This is a genomic window from Marinobacter sp., assembly GCF_052094685.1.
Lineage (GTDB): Bacteria > Pseudomonadota > Gammaproteobacteria > Pseudomonadales > Oleiphilaceae > Marinobacter.
The window spans coordinates 1-14,409 of record NZ_JBQDKB010000090.1 but is presented as its reverse complement, the minus strand read 5'-3'; the positions used below and the strand labels follow the sequence as shown (position 1 = coordinate 14,409).

Here is a 14,409-nt window from a genome sequence, read left to right as displayed (position 1 = left end):
CTTGCGGTTGCAGGTCTGGGGGTTGAATTAGGCCGTGTGAAGTCACGGATTCAGGAATATATTAAACATAATAATCAATAGTATTAAATAGTAACTAAGTTTCATTGTTAGTAATTGTTTGGGCGTTTTAATAGCGAATTCGTCTTTACCGCTTCGCTTGATCGAGTCTGATCGCTCTATTCAATCCATCGAGATGGGCCTCAATGCCCAGCAGCTGAACTATTACAAATTTCCGTTGGCGCCTTTGCGAACCCAATGTGTGACGTATGCTTTTATAACGCAGTTGCAATGCTTTTCCCGGCACTGATCTGGCAATTGGTTCCGGGAATATGAGAGTAGTTGCAAGCAGTCGCTCAAAAGCCAGTAGCACTTCAAATAAAAGCAGGAATGTACGAGGAAACAGTTTATGAAACTCAAGCACTCTGCGGCAATTATTTGCCTGGCACTTTCACCCGCACTGGTTTCGGCTGAACCCGAGTCCGGTGACGGCCTCTTTGCTCTGACCGGCTCCGGTTCAAGTGATAAGAAGTTCGACAGCAACACTGCTGCCGTCAGCTTTGACTTAGGCAAATTCTTCACCGATAGCGTGGCCGCTGGCTTGCGCCAAAGCTTTGGTTTTTCGGATTCGGAAAGTAATTCGAGTTGGTCTGGCGCTTCACGGGGCTTTGTCGATTACCATTTTGACGGTGGTAGCTGGCAGCCCTTTGTCGGCGCCAATCTTGGTGGTATCTATGGTGATGAAGTGGATGAAACTTTCTTCGCTGGCCCCGAGGCTGGTGTGAAGTACTATGTTCGCGATAAAACCTACATCACCGTTCAGATGGAATATCAGGTCTTCTTTGACAGCGCCAGTGACGCCGACGACAACTTTGATGATGGCGCCTTCGCATACAGCGCAGGTATCGGTTACAACTTCTGATTAATAACGCATCCGCTCTCTTGATATTCCCGGGAGCGGCAGGGGGAAGCCGGGGCCTATGTGTCCCGGCGTGCGTCTGGCTCCTCAACCTCTGAAGGCGACAGCCTAACAACGCCTTCTCATTTAGACTGGTTTCAATACTTTACAATGTCGTCGAGGACATCGAGAAGCAAGTGAATTAGAGTTCATCAGATTGGACTATCTTCGTGGCGTGCGTCTGCAATTTTTAGATTTTCTGGTGAATCTGATGTATCGATTGCTTGTCATCCTATTGAGTACAGTGCTAACTGCAGGCTGTGGCAATTTAAAGACTAGTGATTTCCTGAGTCGTACCGGTGACGCGCTGAGCAAAATCGGGCAACGTGCTCCTGCCGCGAATCTTGACCAGAAAATCAAACCGCTTTTTGATCAACCATATATTGATCCGTTAACGGAATATTTGCAGCGTTACGCGGGTGATCCGGCCCGCTCGGCCCAGCTCGAGCAAGTGAGGCGGGAGCGTGAACGCCGCTGTGCCGCTGTCGCCCAGCGTTATAACACGGATGGGATTAGCGAAACCGGCCTGGCATTGTATCGTCGTGGTTATAGCTTTTCCTGTCCGCAGGATGTGGCGGCCTATGAAGCGCGGCTCAAAGCCATGCAGCCGGCGCCAAAACTCGCACGGCAGCCTGTTAGTGAGCCCATGAACGATGATCGTGACGTACACGATGATGAAGCTCAAAAAGTTGCCGTATCCCACCAGATGAACGATTGCTACCTGCTCACTCGGATTCGTAACTTCAGTGGTGCCCTGAAAGCCTGCAGTGGTCCTGCCGACGATGGGGTTGTTGGTGCGCAGTCAAGTATGGCCCAAATCCAGAACGCCTTGGGTAATCACGAGTCAGCCTATCGATGGGCCCTGAAGGCCGCGCCTGAATCCGGTCAGGCAGCCTACCTGCTAGGCGAAATGTATGCTCAGGGGCTTGGCGTCGCGCAGGATAAGAATACGGCTGCGAAGTGGTTCAGAACCGCGGTAGGATTCGGCCATGCCGCGGCTGAAAGCGCTCTCGACAATCTGGTTTCAGCCACTGCCGGCGCCAATGTCAATTAAACCGCTGTCGTGGTCAGCCTTGACCAGATGGGCGCGGCCAAATTTGGGCTTCTGGAGAAGCAGCTACGCCATGCACTCCATCATGGGGCTGCTGTTCCTGTTGCTTGCGCTTTTTGCTATTGGCATGTTCCTGTTATCTCACCTGAATCTGAACTATTCCCAGCAGGCGATGTATGAGTTGCGCCGGGATCAGATCCAGGATGTGTTCTTCACGGGGTTGGTTCGCATTGATGCCCGCCAAATTGCTTTGGAACGCCATGTGGCGACGCTCGCGACGATTGGCGAGACATTCTATCGATTGTCGCGGGAACAGCCGGATTCGCCAAAAGCGCAGCGCCAACTGCAGCGCCAGCTTGAAAAAACGCTGCAAAGCCACCTTGAGACCGAAGCGGGTGTTTCAGGTGCGGGTCTCTGGTATCAGCCGGGCGTTGTAGCGCCAGCCGGTGAGCGCTACGCCCCCTATCTGGTGAAGGCGGGAGTTGGCCGCCCCAGAATGCAATCACAATCAACTGATTTCAGGCAGACCCGCTGGTATGACTTGACCCTGGGGAGAGACAGCGCCCGTAATCCCGCATCGAGCGTGTCTGTGTACTGGTCACCCGTGTACTTTGACATGGCAACCGAGCGCGCTGTTCTCACCCTTGCTCAGCCAGTGATCAGCACCGGGGGTGAGTTGATTGGCGTAGCAACTATCGACTGGGCTTCGGATCAGGTTGTTGACCTGGTTAGCCGTATGGAAGTCACGCAAAACAGCTTTGCTTTTCTCAATGATCACAACAATCGAAACCTGTCCAGTCTGAGTCAAAACGAAGATCCGGTTCATGAGCAGAAGCTTATTGATGCGATCCTGGCAGCGAATCTCTCCGGAAATGATCCGAAAACGCCATCAGTGTCAGGTGATAGCGACCCCCCTGAAAACCGCTTGCGCACACGGGCACTTGACGTCGGTGGGCGACTCTATGAGTTGTATTACGCTACGACACCGGCAGGTATGGTCTACGGTGCGGGCGTTCCAAAAGATGAAATCGATCGGGTGTTGGTGCCCATGCGCGACACTAATTACCGGATACTGCTGATCACGGGTTCGATTTTGCTGGTGCTGAGCCTTTACCTGCTTTATCGGATTACGCAGCTCATGCGTGAATTACAAGCTTCCTATACCGATGCTTTGACAGGCCTGCCCAATCGCGTGCGCCTGCTGAGAGATCTGCAGGATCGGCAAGAGGCCTGCCTAATCCTCCTGAACCTGGACCGTTTCAAGGAAATCAACAGCCTGTTTGGTAATGACTGTGGCGATGCCGTGCTGTTAGCTATGCGCAAGCAGGTACGCTCGTTTATCCGCACCCATTCTCACCCCTTTGGGCGCTCTCCCGAACTTTATCGCCTATCCAGTGATGAATTTGCACTCCTGGGCCCTGGTGTTGCTGAGTCCCGGGTGCGCACGTTCGCCAGTGAATTGACCGAATTCCTTTGTGCGCAACGAGTTATCTGGCAGCAACAGGCGTTAAGCCTGGATACCAGCGCGGGCATTGCCTTTCAGCGAGAGAGTAACGACGATGCAGCACCTGACCGTTTGCTTAACCAAGCAACCATTGCTGTTTTGCAGGCGCGGGATCAGATGCGTCAGTACCTATTTTATGACCAAAGCCAAGAAGTTGAAAAAGGCTATGAGAAGAATGTGTATTGGGCGCGGCGCCTGAAGAAGGCCATCGAGACCAACGCCTTACGTCCGTACTTTCAGCCAATTCACGACAACCTACAGGGCACGTTTACCAAGTATGAGTGCTTGGTAAGGATGGAAGATTCCGAGCATGGCGTGATCGCCGCCGGGCAGTTCATCGAGGTGGCCAATAAACTCCGGCTCAACCGTCAGATCACCCGGATCATGGTGGAAAAGGCATTCGCTGCGTTTGCGACGCAGCCCCACGCGTTTTCCATCAACCTGTCCTATGTGGATATCATTGATCCGGAAACACTTGCTCTGATTCTGGAGCATCTGCGGGGGAGCAATGTTGGTGAGCGGGTGATCTTCGAAATTCTAGAATCCGATGGCATTGGCAATTACGGCGACGTTTTGCACTTTATCGATAAAGTGAAATCCTTTGGATGCCGGATAGCCATTGATGACTTTGGCACCGGTTATTCCAATTTTTCCCATCTGCTCAAGCTGAACGTGGATTTCATCAAGATAGACGGTAGCCTGATTCGCTATCTGGCTCAGGATCACACGGCATTTCTTGTGACCAAGGGGATTGTGCAATTTGCCCGGAGCTTGGGGATCAAAACGGTGGCAGAATACGTACACAGCAAAGCGGTGCAGGATCGTGTCGTGGAGCTGGGCATTGATTTCTCGCAAGGAGAGTACTTCGGCATGCCTGCGGCGGAACTGTTGAGCCCAGTTGGGCGAAAGGGGCGAGATAAATAAGTTGAGGGCATTGTTCGAGGAAAAGGTGCATTGAGTCAGAAAGGGCGGAACTCGTTGGTCAGTATCGGGTTTCTAAGGCTTTCGTTTTGGGGATACGTTATGGCTAAGCCCACCGAAGCCCGTCAGCGGGCGATACTTGAGCGGCTGGATAAGTTCAGTCGCTTCACCGACAACAGCATCGGTATTCCCTTCACTCGGTTCCAAATTGGGGCCGAGGCCGTTATTGGCCTGGTGCCGGTGCTGGGCGACGCCGCAGGCTTGGTGTTGTCGAGCTATGTGTTGGTTGAAGCTCAGCGGGCTGGGGCCAGCAAGGATGTGAAGCTGCTTATCCTGCGTAATATGGGTATCGATTTTGTCGGTGGCCTGGTGCCAGTTGTGGGAGATGCCTTTGATGCCATTTACAAGGCCAATACTCGCAATACCCGATTGCTGAGAAACTATCTGGAAGAGCAGTTGGCTGTGGAGCCGCCTCCGCCACCCTTTCCCTGGAAGACTTTAATTGGGCTGTCTATCCTGTTTGGGGTTATTACTGCTGGTTTTGTGTTTGTTTTTTAGTCACCCGTGTCTTCATTTAATGCGAAGTTAGTCCCCTTAACTTTTGGAACAGGAGTTCAACAATGTCGGAATCATCACTCAAGGAACAACTGAGCAACGCGGTAAAAAACGCGATGCGGAATAGGGATAAAACCCGGCTTGTCACTCTGCGTATGGCTCAGGCCGCGGTCAAACAGATCGAGATCGATGAGCGTCGTGATCTGAATGATGAGGACGTTCTCAAAGTGCTGGATAAAATGCTCAAGCAACGCCGCGATTCCGCCAGTCAATACGACGATGCTGGTCGCGAAGAGTTAGGTGACAAAGAGCGGGCAGAAATGGTGATTATTGAGGAATTCATGCCCGCAGCCCTTACTGAGGACGAACTGGATGGCCTGATTTGTGCGGCAATCAGCTCAACCGACGCCCAAGGGATGCAAGACATGGGGCGTGTGATGAATGAGCTGCGCCCCCAGGTACTTGGCCGGGTTGAAATGGGCCATCTGGGCAAGAAGGTGCGGGCCGCACTAAAAACAACTCAGTGACGCGGGTTGCTGTCACCAGGTGAGGAGTTGTCATCGGGCGAGCTGTCACCGGACGGTTTGTCATCCGGTGTGAGGTAGTAATCCTTCTCCTCAAATGTCTTCACATCTGGATCTTCAATGCTGTTTCTGCGGCGGCCCTGATAAAGCCAGAAAGCTACAGCAGCAACAATAATGATCAGTATGATCCATTTCATGTCAGTCACCTCCACCAGTGATGTACCTTATATTCAGGCACGCTGCAGGGCGATTCGTCAATGTTATGTTGATCGTGCACTGAGCTCCGGCAGCCTCTGCAACGTGCCTCAGCTTAGCTGGCAGGCGTCCAAAGACCTTGCAACTGGCCTAGCAATGAAGAGCCAACCCCTTGGTCTCCCAGAAAGCCCATTACAATCGGTACAAATTGCTGGATCATCGCGGCGTCCATACCCAGCGCTGAAAAGGCCGACTTCACACCGCTCATGGATGAAATGTTGGAGAGCATACTATCAGTCAGGCTGTTGCCTCCCCCCAACAGGCTGGATAGGCCCGAAGCATTGCTAGTAAGAGAGCTCATGGTGTCGGTGCCAAGCTTACTCTTCGCCAGCTGCAGCAATGCGCCGGTACCACCAACCGCCTGGGTTTCGGTGACGCCGAGTTGATCTTCGAGCTGACCTAGCAGCTGCTGGGCTTCACCGCTGACTTCCTTTGTTGAGGAGAGTGCTTGTGTTCCGCTGGAGATAGAGTCATTTAGACTGAAGGCACCGGCCGTAGGCGCTAGAAGGTAGATGCTTGAAACAAGAAGGAATTTTTTAAGAATGGCGTTCATTGTCACGTCCTGCGGAATGGATGGTCAATATTCTATTAATATATTGGGGGGCTTGAGCAGAATAAAAGTGTGGGAAACGAAGACAGGTTTATTTTAAGTAAGTCGTCTTGAATGTATCAGCGCCGACAAGCGCGTAATCGAATCCCCGGAAGAGGCTCTGATTGCTTGTGCAGCCTCTTAATTTGGAGACCACTATGAAAAAGATACAGATCGATATTGTTTCCGACATCGCTTGCCCATGGTGCGCTATTGGCTATGCTCGCTTGGAGCGGGCCATAGAGCAACTGTCGTCAGAGTATGAGTTCACCGTTGAATGGCATGCGTTTGAGCTGAATCCGGATCACAGCGGGGCGGGTGAGCCGATTCTGCCAGCGTTGGCTCGAAAGTATGGGCGAAGCGAAGAGGATATGCGATCAAACCAGAGCCAGATGATGACGATTGCGAAGGCGCTTGGCGTCAACTTCGAAAAAATACAGGAGCGATTAACCTGCAATACCTTCGATGCCCACCGGTTGGTTAAATGGGCTGGTGAGCAGGGCCGACAAACCGATATGAAACAAGTGCTGTTCGAAGCCTATTTCGGCAGGGCAGAAGATGTCTCCGACCATGGTGTGCTTGTTAGATGCGTTGAAGCCTTGGGATTGGATGCAGAAAAAGCCAGAGATGTGCTGAATTCAGACCAGTATGCTCGTACTGTGCGAGAAGACGAAGCCACTTATCAAAAGGCGGGTGTTACTGCGGTGCCGGCGTTTATTATCAACAACAAGTATCTTATCTCCGGTGCTCAAGAGCCCGACACTTTGGTGCAGGCTCTGCAAGAGGCTGGCGCAGAGTGAAGGGTGTTTTTATTAACGAAGGTAATGAGTAATGATTAATACCAAAATATATAAGTCCGTCTATAGTTTAGCTGAAAAGCTAATGGCGGCTGACAAAAAAGGTGATAAAGAGGCTTTTGATTCGCTCTATGCAGAGCTGAAGGCTGTTTGTATAGATAACGAAAATACCGACAAAGACCATCCAGAACAGTGGGAGACACTCGCGGACTTCACAGAAGATTTAGAAGAGGCTTTGGTAGGCTACGAAAAGGCCTTGGGAAAAGCCGTTGCGATTAATGCAAAAGATCATATGTCGTCGATCGCATTTTCCATGGCCACATTGCAAATTGAATTAGGTCAAACGGATGCAGCTATCAAAAATCTTCAAGAAGCAAAAGTTAACGCGAATAAAATTGACGATAAAGAATTTAAAACAGAAATAGATGAATTGCTGGAAACGTTATTGGCAGGCTAGTTTTTCCGTACACCGGAAAATAAGAGTTATCGGGGGCGGATCTATTTTTGATTATCACGCGGGCCGCCCCAAAAAGCGCTTCACCGTTAAGCCTTGAAACAGGATGGAAAATACCACCACCACGTAGGCCATCGGCAGAATAAGGTCCCGTTCCGGCCCTGCGGGCAGCACCAGCGCCAAGGCAACGGAGATGCCGCCTTTCAAACCGCCCCATGTTAATGCCAGAATGGAGCTTGAGGTATGTTCCTGGAATGGTTTTAACGCCATCACAGGAACCCCCACCGCTACCAGCCGCGCCAGAAGCACCAGCGGAATCGCTGCAAGACCGGCCAATAACACGGGCAATTCAAAGGTGACGATCAGGACTTCAAGGCCAATCAGCAAAAATAGAACCGCGTTCAGCACCTCATCGATCAATTCCCAGAACCTATCAAGGTTTCGTGCGGTTTTTTCCGACATCGCATACTGTCGGCCATGGTTGCCGATCATTAGTCCCGCGACTACCACTGCCAACGGGCCGGACATATGTAACCGGCTGGCGAGCGCGTAGCCGCCTGCCACCAGGGCAATGGTAACCAGAATTTCGACTTGGTAATTATCGAGCCCGCGCAGCAGTTGATACCCCACCCAGCCAAGTACAAAACCCAATACCAATCCCCCCACAGCTTCTTCTAGAAATAGCAAGCCAATGCCCTGAATCGTAGCCTCCCTATCCCCCTGTGCAATGCCCAAAATGGCGATAAACATGACCACCGCAACGCCATCATTGAACAGGGACTCTCCCGCGATTTTGGTGGACAGCGATTTTGGAGTGTCCACCGATTTAAGAATGGCCAGCACTGCCACTGGGTCAGTGGGCGCCACCACAGCGCCGAAGAGCAGGCAGTAGATAAACGGCAGTGGAATGGTGAGCCAGCCCAGCACTAGCCACATAGCACATCCCACTAAAAATGTGGTGACGACGACGCCGAGGGTTGCCAGCAGCGCCACCAACCATTTTTGGTCGGCCAGATCGTCGAGGTTTACGTGCAGGGCTCCGGCAAACAGCAAAAAGCTCAAAAAGCCGTTCAATAATGTTTCACTCAGATCTACCTGCCCAATCAGCTGTTCGGCCCAGCGGGTCAGATCCTGTCCGCCCAAGTGATTGATACCGACCAAGGCCAGCGAAAACACCAGCGAAAAAGCCATCACGGCGATACTTGTGGGTAGGCCGATAAATCGGGCATTGATATAGCTGAACAACGCAGAGAGGCTCAGTAGGACGGCGATGATTTCAAATAGTGTCATGTGCTTTTTCGCTTAGTCGGCGTGAACTGGGGCTTTCAGTCTGGGGAGGTATGCCAGGGCAGGCCTAGCCGTTCGCTCCGTTCCAATTCGGCGATAACCTGAGCCCCGAGCAACAGGATAATGGAAGCAATTTCCAAGCTGATCAGTATCACTATAATGGTGGCCAGGGAGCCGTAAATCACATTGACGAAGGATATATTGAGAAAGTAGTAGATCAACAGCAAACGGGTAGCTTCCCAGAGAGTGGCTGCAACCAGGCCACCCACCAAAGCTCGCCGGGGAGAAACGCGCACGATGGGTAAAACTTTGTATATGGCGCTAAACAGGATGAAGACACCAACGAAACTGATCAGATACAGAATTAGCCCCGGGGATTGGTACAGTGTGTTGACCAAGCTAAACAGCAGGGTGAGAGCCAGTAGTCCGGCACCTAGTATCAGGATGAAAGCGTAGGGCAGCACGGCAGATACCCAGAAGCTACGACGGGGGTTTTCTGGCCGGTGGAAGATAATCGCAATGGAATCTTCTAGCATACGGAAAGCGAATGAGCTGAAGAACAGCATCACTGGCAGGCCAACAATACCGATGATGTCTCTGGACTCCATAAACGCCCGGACGGCATCCAGCAGCAGGCTGGCATGGGCTGGCGCAAAATGCTGTGCCTGCACGGCCATAACTTCTAGTAACTGCTCTTCGTTCACCACGCGGGTAAGCAGTACCGCTAGCAAGGCAAGCATAGGCACTGCTGATAGCAGTACGTTATAACCAACCCCGCCCGCCAGCAACACCCCGTGATTGCGCAGAAAATTACGTAAAACCCGGTGGGCGAATTGCAGAAACCGCCACGCCGAGCCTACGGGTGATTGCTCGCTGTTGGTTGTGCCTGTCATGGGTTAATCATGCTTGTCATGGGTTAATCCTGACACAGATTGTGAAATTTTCCTTCATCTAAAGATAATTGGGACAGATCTATTTAGACGTTGTAACCCAAGCCCACTGTACATGCCCCGAGGCTTTACAAAGGAGATCCAGGTACTTGATTACACTAGACCACAATACAGCTCAGCGCATTGTAGACCGGGCCATGCAGGTTATTGGCCACTCGGTAAACGTGATGACCCCAGACGGCGTCATTATCGCATCTGGTGATCCGCTTCGAGTGGGTGAGTTGCATCATGGCGCGCGTCATGTGGCGCTGCGGGGAGAGTCCTTGGCGGTTGATGCCAGCAATGCGGAGCAGTTCACCGGGGTTCGCCATGGGGTAAACGTTCCCATCACGGTGGGCCAGCATATTGTCGCCGTTGTTGGTATTTCCGGAGAGCCTGCCAAGGTCTTGCAGTTCGCAGATCTGGTGAAGGTTACGGCCGAGCTTATGCTCGAGCAAACCGCTCTGTTGGAGTTGGGCCAACACCGTCGCCGGCAAACAGAAGATACGTTGTTAGCTTTGATCAATGGCCGTGCCGTGCCGCAGAGCTGGCTAGACAGGATCGGCTTTGATCTGGCTCAACCGCGCTTGGCGTTGATCATCGAGCCGGCGCAACTGCCGGGCCCCGATGACTTTGTTATTTTGTTAATGCGGCAGTTGGAGCTCAGCGACAAAAGCCTGTTGTTGGCGCAAGTGGCGCCGCAGAGACTTCTTGTGCTGGCGCCGATAAAACCAGCGAGTACCACAGCACTCCGCTCGATGACCGAACAGGCGTTGTCGCTCCTGCAATCCAGCCTGTCCGCAAATGTTCACATGGCCGTTGTGATAGCAGCCGGCCAGTATATTGAGGGCAGTCTACAAGGGTGCTATGAATCCGCCCTAGCAACGATGGCCAGTGGCAGGCGCGAGTCTCCACACAGCAGCGTTCATTGTTACTCGGATGATCCGGTAACTATTTTGTGGGAGAGCCTGCGCCCCAGTTGGCAACAACAGGAACTTTTGCGTCCCTTGCAAACGCTGCGGGCACACCCTCGTCATCTCTTGTATGTGCGCACCCTGCAAGCGTTTTTTGACGCCAATGGCGATGTAAAACAATGTGCGGCGGTTCTGCACTTACACCGAAATACCGTTCGTTATCGTTTGAAAGGCGTTGAACAACTCACCGGGCTGTCCCCATTTCGGCTCCCTGAGCTTCTTCATTTGTATCTGGCATTAAAATCTGACGATCTTTCGACAAAGCAATGAATTGTGCGGTTGCACTAATAATACTGATTTATGCGGTGTCTATTTGGCTTTATGTCTAAAGACGAGTGTCCGTTCAGCTTCTAAACTCTGGGTTTGAGCCAGGTTCCCTTGCCGGGACAATAATAATTAAGGCGATGCCGGAGATTTCCTATGTATATGGTTTTGATTTTAATCGCTCTTATTGCGTTCATTGTGTTCGCAACGAGTAAATTACGCCTCAATCCTTTTATCACGCTTTTGCTGGCATCGTTTATTGCCGCTTTTGCATTTGGCCTGCCCTTCGATTCTATTGAATCCACGATTCGTGGTGGCTTTGGCAAAATTCTTGGCTACATCGGCCTTGTTATTGTTTTGGGTACCATCATTGGTGTCATCCTTGAGCGAACCGGTGCCGCTATTGTGATGGCTGAAACCATCATTAAATTGTTGGGCAAGAAATTCCCCACCATGACCATGTCCATCGTTGGCTTCATTGTGTCTATTCCGGTGTTCTGTGATTCCGGTTTCGTCATTCTGAACAGCCTCAAACGTTCCATGGCGAGAACCTTGAGTATCTCCCCCGTGGCCATGACTGTAGCGCTGTCCACTGGCCTGTTTGCGACCCATACCTTGGTACCACCCACACCTGGCCCGATTGCGGCAGCGGGCAACCTGGGGCTGGAAGACAACCTGGGGTTGGTTATCGGTGTTGGCCTTGGTTTTGCCATCATCGCGGCGTTAGCGGGTTTGGTTTGGGCGCATTTTTCACGCAACCTGCCTAGTACGGAACTTGAACAGGCGGAAGAAGCGTTCCAGGAAGGCAAAGAGCAGTACGGCCACTTGCCTAGCCCATGGAAGGCTTTTGCCCCTATTTTTGTGCCTATAGTGCTGATTTGCTTGGGCTCAGTAGCCAGTTACCCCACCGCCCCATTGGGTGATGGTGCCTTGTATGAAGTGTTGAACTTTCTCGGGAAGCCGTTGAATGCCCTAATGATTGGCCTTGGGTTTGCGTTGTTTTTGATTCAAGGCGACGAAAAACTCAAAGAGTTTGGCCGCCACACGGAAAAAGGCCTGGTTGTGTCAGCGCCAATCATTCTGATTACCGGTGCCGGTGGGGCATTCGGCGCCGTGCTGGCCGCGACACCGCTGGGCGAATTCCTTGGTCAGAACCTGTCCACATTGGGCTTGGGCGTTGTTATGCCGTTCATCGTGGCTGCGGCACTTAAATCGGCCCAAGGCTCTTCAACCGTCGCGCTGGTTACCGCTTCGGCACTGGTCGCGCCACTGCTGCCACAGTTGGGGCTGGACTCAGATATGGGCCGGGTATTAACGGTGATGGCCGTTGGTGCCGGCGCTATGACCGTTTCCCACGCTAATGACAGTTACTTTTGGGTGGTATCCCAGTTCAGTAAAATGGACGTTGCAACGGCGTATCGCTCACACACAGGCGCGACACTGTTTATGGGGCTAGTAACAATTAGTGCGGTGTGGCTGGTATCCATGGTGGCGCTGTAAGCGTTGTCAGCGATACTTTAACGAACTTACCAGTAAGGACGCAGCATGCGCGTACTCATTGCCCCGGACTCGTTCAAAGAGTGCCTAACGGCGGAAGCTGTGGCCAGTGCCATTGCTGCCGGTTGGTTGCGAGGTGCGCCAGCCGACCAGGTGATTCAAATCCCCTTGGCCGATGGCGGCGAGGGCACCACAGCCACGCTTGTAGGGGCAATGAGCGGCACGCTTCACCAGGCAACTGTCGCCGGGCCTTCCGGAGCCCCGGTCAGCGCCAGTTACGGATTGATAGAAAATGGCAAAACCGCCATTGTTGAAGTGGCTGAGGCCAGTGGCCTGCACTGTGTGGGTGAGGCTGACCGCAATGCGATGACAGCATCCAGCTATGGCACCGGTGAGCTCATCATGGCCGCACTGAAGCATCAGCCAGAGACGCTTATTGTGTGCCTTGGTGGCAGCGCCACCACAGATGGTGGCGCGGGTTTACTGCAGGCCATGGGTGCGCAACTGCTGGATGGCAACGGCAACCCCATACCGCCGGGTGGCGAGGGATTGCAGTATATTCGCCATTTCGACCTTGCTGAAGCTAAGGCCAATTTGGCAGGTGTGCAGATTGTAGTGGCGTGCGATGTCACCAATCTGCTACTCGGCGATTTAGGTGCAGCAGCCGTATTCGGGCCGCAAAAAGGTGCCTCGCCAGACGATGTCAGAGTGCTCGACAACAACCTTGGTAGATTTGCCCAGTACGTAAAGAAAAGCGGTTACGACATGAGCAGCTTTGCAGGCAGTGGTGCAGCTGGCGGTATTGGCGGCGCTGTCGCCGGTATTCTGGGTGGTGCTCTAAAACCCGGCATTGAACTGGTGATGTCAGCCGTGAATATGGAAACGCACATGCAGGCCGCTGACCTGGTGATCACGGCCGAAGGCGCTATCGACGGACAAAGCGCATCGGGAAAAACTCCGACAGGTGTCGCTAAGCTGGCAAAACGCTATCAGGTACCGGTTGTTGGGCTTGCTGGCAGGTTGGGTGGGGGCGATATGACCGCTATTTATGAAGCTGGTATTACCGCCGTTTTCCCGATTGCTCCGGGGCCAATGAGCAAAGACGATGCCATCGCTAATGCCGCGCACTACCTTGAGAATACTGCCGAGCAGCTGGCCAGGCTTTCAGGTGTTTTGCCAACCAAGAGCCCGGCCGCAAGCCCATCAGGCGGGTAGGTCCGTTATTTTGTCCACAACTGCTGCATAAAGATCCCGTGTTGAAGCCAATGCGCCATCATGGACTTCCTGTGCAGACAGCACCTTTCCGTTTGCTGCTTCCAGAGAGCGGGTGGCCGTTGTACTGGCCACTACGGTTGGCGCATACCCCAGGTTGAACCCACCATGGGCCGTTGAGTTGATACACATGTGCGTCATGAAGCCTGCCAGGATGATGTTGTGAATGCCCTTTGCTTTGAGCTGATCATCCAGGTCGGTTTGTACAAACGAGTTGGGAAAGTTTTTGGTGATAATCGGCTCGCCGTCTTTCGGCGCAACGGCGTCTGCAATGGCGCCAATGGGAGCGTTAACGTCATAGGGTGAACCTGGGCCGGCATCATGGCGAATATGAAACACCGGAATGCCTTTTGCGCGTGCCAGTTCCAGAAGTTTTCGACCCTCTTCCAAAGCTTCGTCAGCACCTTCAAGCTTCATGACGCCTTCAAGGTAGGTGTTCTGATAGTCGATCATAATCAGAGCAGATTCGGAAAGGCTTGATGGCGCATGGCTCAATCCGTTCAGCATTCTGAGGGTGGTTAAGTCTGTTTGTAGTGGTCAAGTGATTTAGGCCACCGTCTTTTGAGTTTTCCAGTAGGCCT

Annotated in this window: 15 protein-coding genes; 10 read left to right on the top strand and 5 right to left on the bottom strand. The window is 52.5% G+C overall.

All coding sequences use genetic code 11. The features are described 5' to 3' along the window. The first annotated feature begins 406 nt into the window (after window positions 1-406). The 5 genes from ACTH3S_RS15065 (at window position 407) to ACTH3S_RS15045 (ending at window position 5,513) form a co-directional block, all read left to right on the top strand. Window positions 407-919: a hypothetical protein gene (locus tag ACTH3S_RS15065; protein WP_441809828.1), complete on the top strand. Its 513-nt coding sequence runs from the start codon at window positions 407-409 to the stop codon at window positions 917-919. 247 nt (window positions 920-1,166) lie between these two features. Next, on the top strand, window positions 1,167-2,009 hold the full coding sequence (locus ACTH3S_RS15060; RefSeq protein WP_441809827.1) for a hypothetical protein: 843 nt from the start codon (window positions 1,167-1,169) through the stop codon (window positions 2,007-2,009). Between the two features lie 70 nt (window positions 2,010-2,079). Continuing rightward, window positions 2,080-4,434, top strand: coding sequence for an EAL domain-containing protein (locus ACTH3S_RS15055; RefSeq protein ID WP_441809826.1), 2,355 nt, complete (start codon window positions 2,080-2,082; stop codon window positions 4,432-4,434). Between the two features lie 99 nt (window positions 4,435-4,533). Beyond that, window positions 4,534-4,989, top strand: coding sequence for a DUF4112 domain-containing protein (locus ACTH3S_RS15050; protein ID WP_441809825.1), 456 nt, complete (start codon window positions 4,534-4,536; stop codon window positions 4,987-4,989). A 62-nt stretch (window positions 4,990-5,051) separates the two neighbouring features. Then, on the top strand, window positions 5,052-5,513 hold the full coding sequence (locus ACTH3S_RS15045; protein WP_441809824.1) for a GatB/YqeY domain-containing protein: 462 nt from the start codon (window positions 5,052-5,054) through the stop codon (window positions 5,511-5,513). Here ACTH3S_RS15045 and ACTH3S_RS15040 read toward each other — a convergent pair. Together ACTH3S_RS15040 and ACTH3S_RS15035 are read right to left on the bottom strand one after the other, a co-directional pair. Then, complete coding sequence (locus ACTH3S_RS15040) at window positions 5,507-5,707, bottom strand: hypothetical protein (RefSeq protein WP_441809823.1); 201 nt, start codon at window positions 5,705-5,707, stop codon at window positions 5,507-5,509. The genes ACTH3S_RS15045 and ACTH3S_RS15040 overlap by 7 nt on opposite strands. 113 nt (window positions 5,708-5,820) lie before the next feature. Further along, on the bottom strand, window positions 5,821-6,318 hold the full coding sequence (locus ACTH3S_RS15035) for a DUF2780 domain-containing protein (protein WP_441809822.1): 498 nt from the start codon (window positions 6,316-6,318) through the stop codon (window positions 5,821-5,823). A gap of 194 nt (window positions 6,319-6,512) precedes the next feature. Between ACTH3S_RS15035 and ACTH3S_RS15030 the strand changes: the two genes are divergently transcribed. Both ACTH3S_RS15030 and ACTH3S_RS15025 read left to right on the top strand, forming a co-directional pair. Next, window positions 6,513-7,154: a DsbA family oxidoreductase gene (locus tag ACTH3S_RS15030; protein ID WP_441809821.1), complete on the top strand. Its 642-nt coding sequence runs from the start codon at window positions 6,513-6,515 to the stop codon at window positions 7,152-7,154. Between the two features lie 31 nt (window positions 7,155-7,185). Then, window positions 7,186-7,608: a tetratricopeptide repeat protein gene (locus tag ACTH3S_RS15025; protein WP_441809820.1), complete on the top strand. Its 423-nt coding sequence runs from the start codon at window positions 7,186-7,188 to the stop codon at window positions 7,606-7,608. A 54-nt stretch (window positions 7,609-7,662) separates the two neighbouring features. Here ACTH3S_RS15025 and ACTH3S_RS15020 read toward each other — a convergent pair whose 3' ends face one another. Together ACTH3S_RS15020 and ACTH3S_RS15015 are read right to left on the bottom strand one after the other, a co-directional pair. Further along, window positions 7,663-8,895 carry a cation:proton antiporter gene (locus tag ACTH3S_RS15020; RefSeq protein WP_441809819.1) on the bottom strand — a complete coding sequence of 411 codons (1,233 nt, stop codon included), beginning with the start codon at window positions 8,893-8,895 and terminating at the stop codon, window positions 7,663-7,665. A gap of 35 nt (window positions 8,896-8,930) precedes the next feature. Then, complete coding sequence (locus ACTH3S_RS15015) at window positions 8,931-9,785, bottom strand: YihY/virulence factor BrkB family protein (protein WP_441809818.1); 855 nt, start codon at window positions 9,783-9,785, stop codon at window positions 8,931-8,933. Between the two features lie 146 nt (window positions 9,786-9,931). Between ACTH3S_RS15015 and ACTH3S_RS15010 the strand changes: the two genes are divergently transcribed. The 3 genes from ACTH3S_RS15010 (at window position 9,932) to ACTH3S_RS15000 (ending at window position 13,771) form a co-directional block, all read left to right on the top strand. Next, window positions 9,932-11,065 carry a sugar diacid recognition domain-containing protein gene (locus tag ACTH3S_RS15010; protein ID WP_441809817.1) on the top strand — a complete coding sequence of 378 codons (1,134 nt, stop codon included), beginning with the start codon at window positions 9,932-9,934 and terminating at the stop codon, window positions 11,063-11,065. Window positions 11,066-11,215: 150 nt separating this feature from the next. Beyond that, on the top strand, window positions 11,216-12,559 hold the full coding sequence (locus tag ACTH3S_RS15005; protein WP_441809816.1) for a GntP family permease: 1,344 nt from the start codon (window positions 11,216-11,218) through the stop codon (window positions 12,557-12,559). A gap of 45 nt (window positions 12,560-12,604) precedes the next feature. After that, window positions 12,605-13,771: a glycerate kinase family protein gene (locus tag ACTH3S_RS15000; RefSeq protein WP_441809815.1), complete on the top strand. Its 1,167-nt coding sequence runs from the start codon at window positions 12,605-12,607 to the stop codon at window positions 13,769-13,771. On the opposite strand, the gene ACTH3S_RS14995 is transcribed toward ACTH3S_RS15000, so the two are convergent. Beyond that, window positions 13,760-14,335, bottom strand: coding sequence for a cysteine hydrolase family protein (locus tag ACTH3S_RS14995; protein ID WP_441809814.1), 576 nt, complete (start codon window positions 14,333-14,335; stop codon window positions 13,760-13,762). The genes ACTH3S_RS15000 and ACTH3S_RS14995 overlap by 12 nt on opposite strands. Between the last annotated feature and the right edge of the window lie 74 nt (window positions 14,336-14,409).

Excerpts from the sequence above, each read along its gene's own strand:
- ACTH3S_RS15050 (WP_441809825.1), top strand. The coding sequence starts at position 4,534 with ATGGCTAAGCCCACCGAAGCCCGTCAGCGGGCGATACTTGAGCGGCTG.
- ACTH3S_RS15020 (WP_441809819.1), bottom strand. The coding sequence starts at position 8,895 with ATGACACTATTTGAAATCATCGCCGTCCTACTGAGCCTCTCTGCGTTG.
- ACTH3S_RS15045 (WP_441809824.1), top strand. The coding sequence starts at position 5,052 with ATGTCGGAATCATCACTCAAGGAACAACTGAGCAACGCGGTAAAAAAC.
- ACTH3S_RS14995 (WP_441809814.1), bottom strand. The coding sequence starts at position 14,335 with ATGCTGAACGGATTGAGCCATGCGCCATCAAGCCTTTCCGAATCTGCT.
- ACTH3S_RS15000 (WP_441809815.1), top strand. The coding sequence starts at position 12,605 with ATGCGCGTACTCATTGCCCCGGACTCGTTCAAAGAGTGCCTAACGGCG.
- ACTH3S_RS15005 (WP_441809816.1), top strand. The coding sequence starts at position 11,216 with ATGTATATGGTTTTGATTTTAATCGCTCTTATTGCGTTCATTGTGTTC.
- ACTH3S_RS15065 (WP_441809828.1), top strand. The coding sequence starts at position 407 with ATGAAACTCAAGCACTCTGCGGCAATTATTTGCCTGGCACTTTCACCC.
- ACTH3S_RS15025 (WP_441809820.1), top strand. The coding sequence starts at position 7,186 with ATGATTAATACCAAAATATATAAGTCCGTCTATAGTTTAGCTGAAAAG.
- ACTH3S_RS15060 (WP_441809827.1), top strand. The coding sequence starts at position 1,167 with ATGTATCGATTGCTTGTCATCCTATTGAGTACAGTGCTAACTGCAGGC.
- ACTH3S_RS15030 (WP_441809821.1), top strand. The coding sequence starts at position 6,513 with ATGAAAAAGATACAGATCGATATTGTTTCCGACATCGCTTGCCCATGG.
- ACTH3S_RS15015 (WP_441809818.1), bottom strand. The coding sequence starts at position 9,785 with ATGACAGGCACAACCAACAGCGAGCAATCACCCGTAGGCTCGGCGTGG.
- ACTH3S_RS15055 (WP_441809826.1), top strand. The coding sequence starts at position 2,080 with ATGCACTCCATCATGGGGCTGCTGTTCCTGTTGCTTGCGCTTTTTGCT.
- ACTH3S_RS15040 (WP_441809823.1), bottom strand. The coding sequence starts at position 5,707 with ATGAAATGGATCATACTGATCATTATTGTTGCTGCTGTAGCTTTCTGG.
- ACTH3S_RS15035 (WP_441809822.1), bottom strand. The coding sequence starts at position 6,318 with ATGAACGCCATTCTTAAAAAATTCCTTCTTGTTTCAAGCATCTACCTT.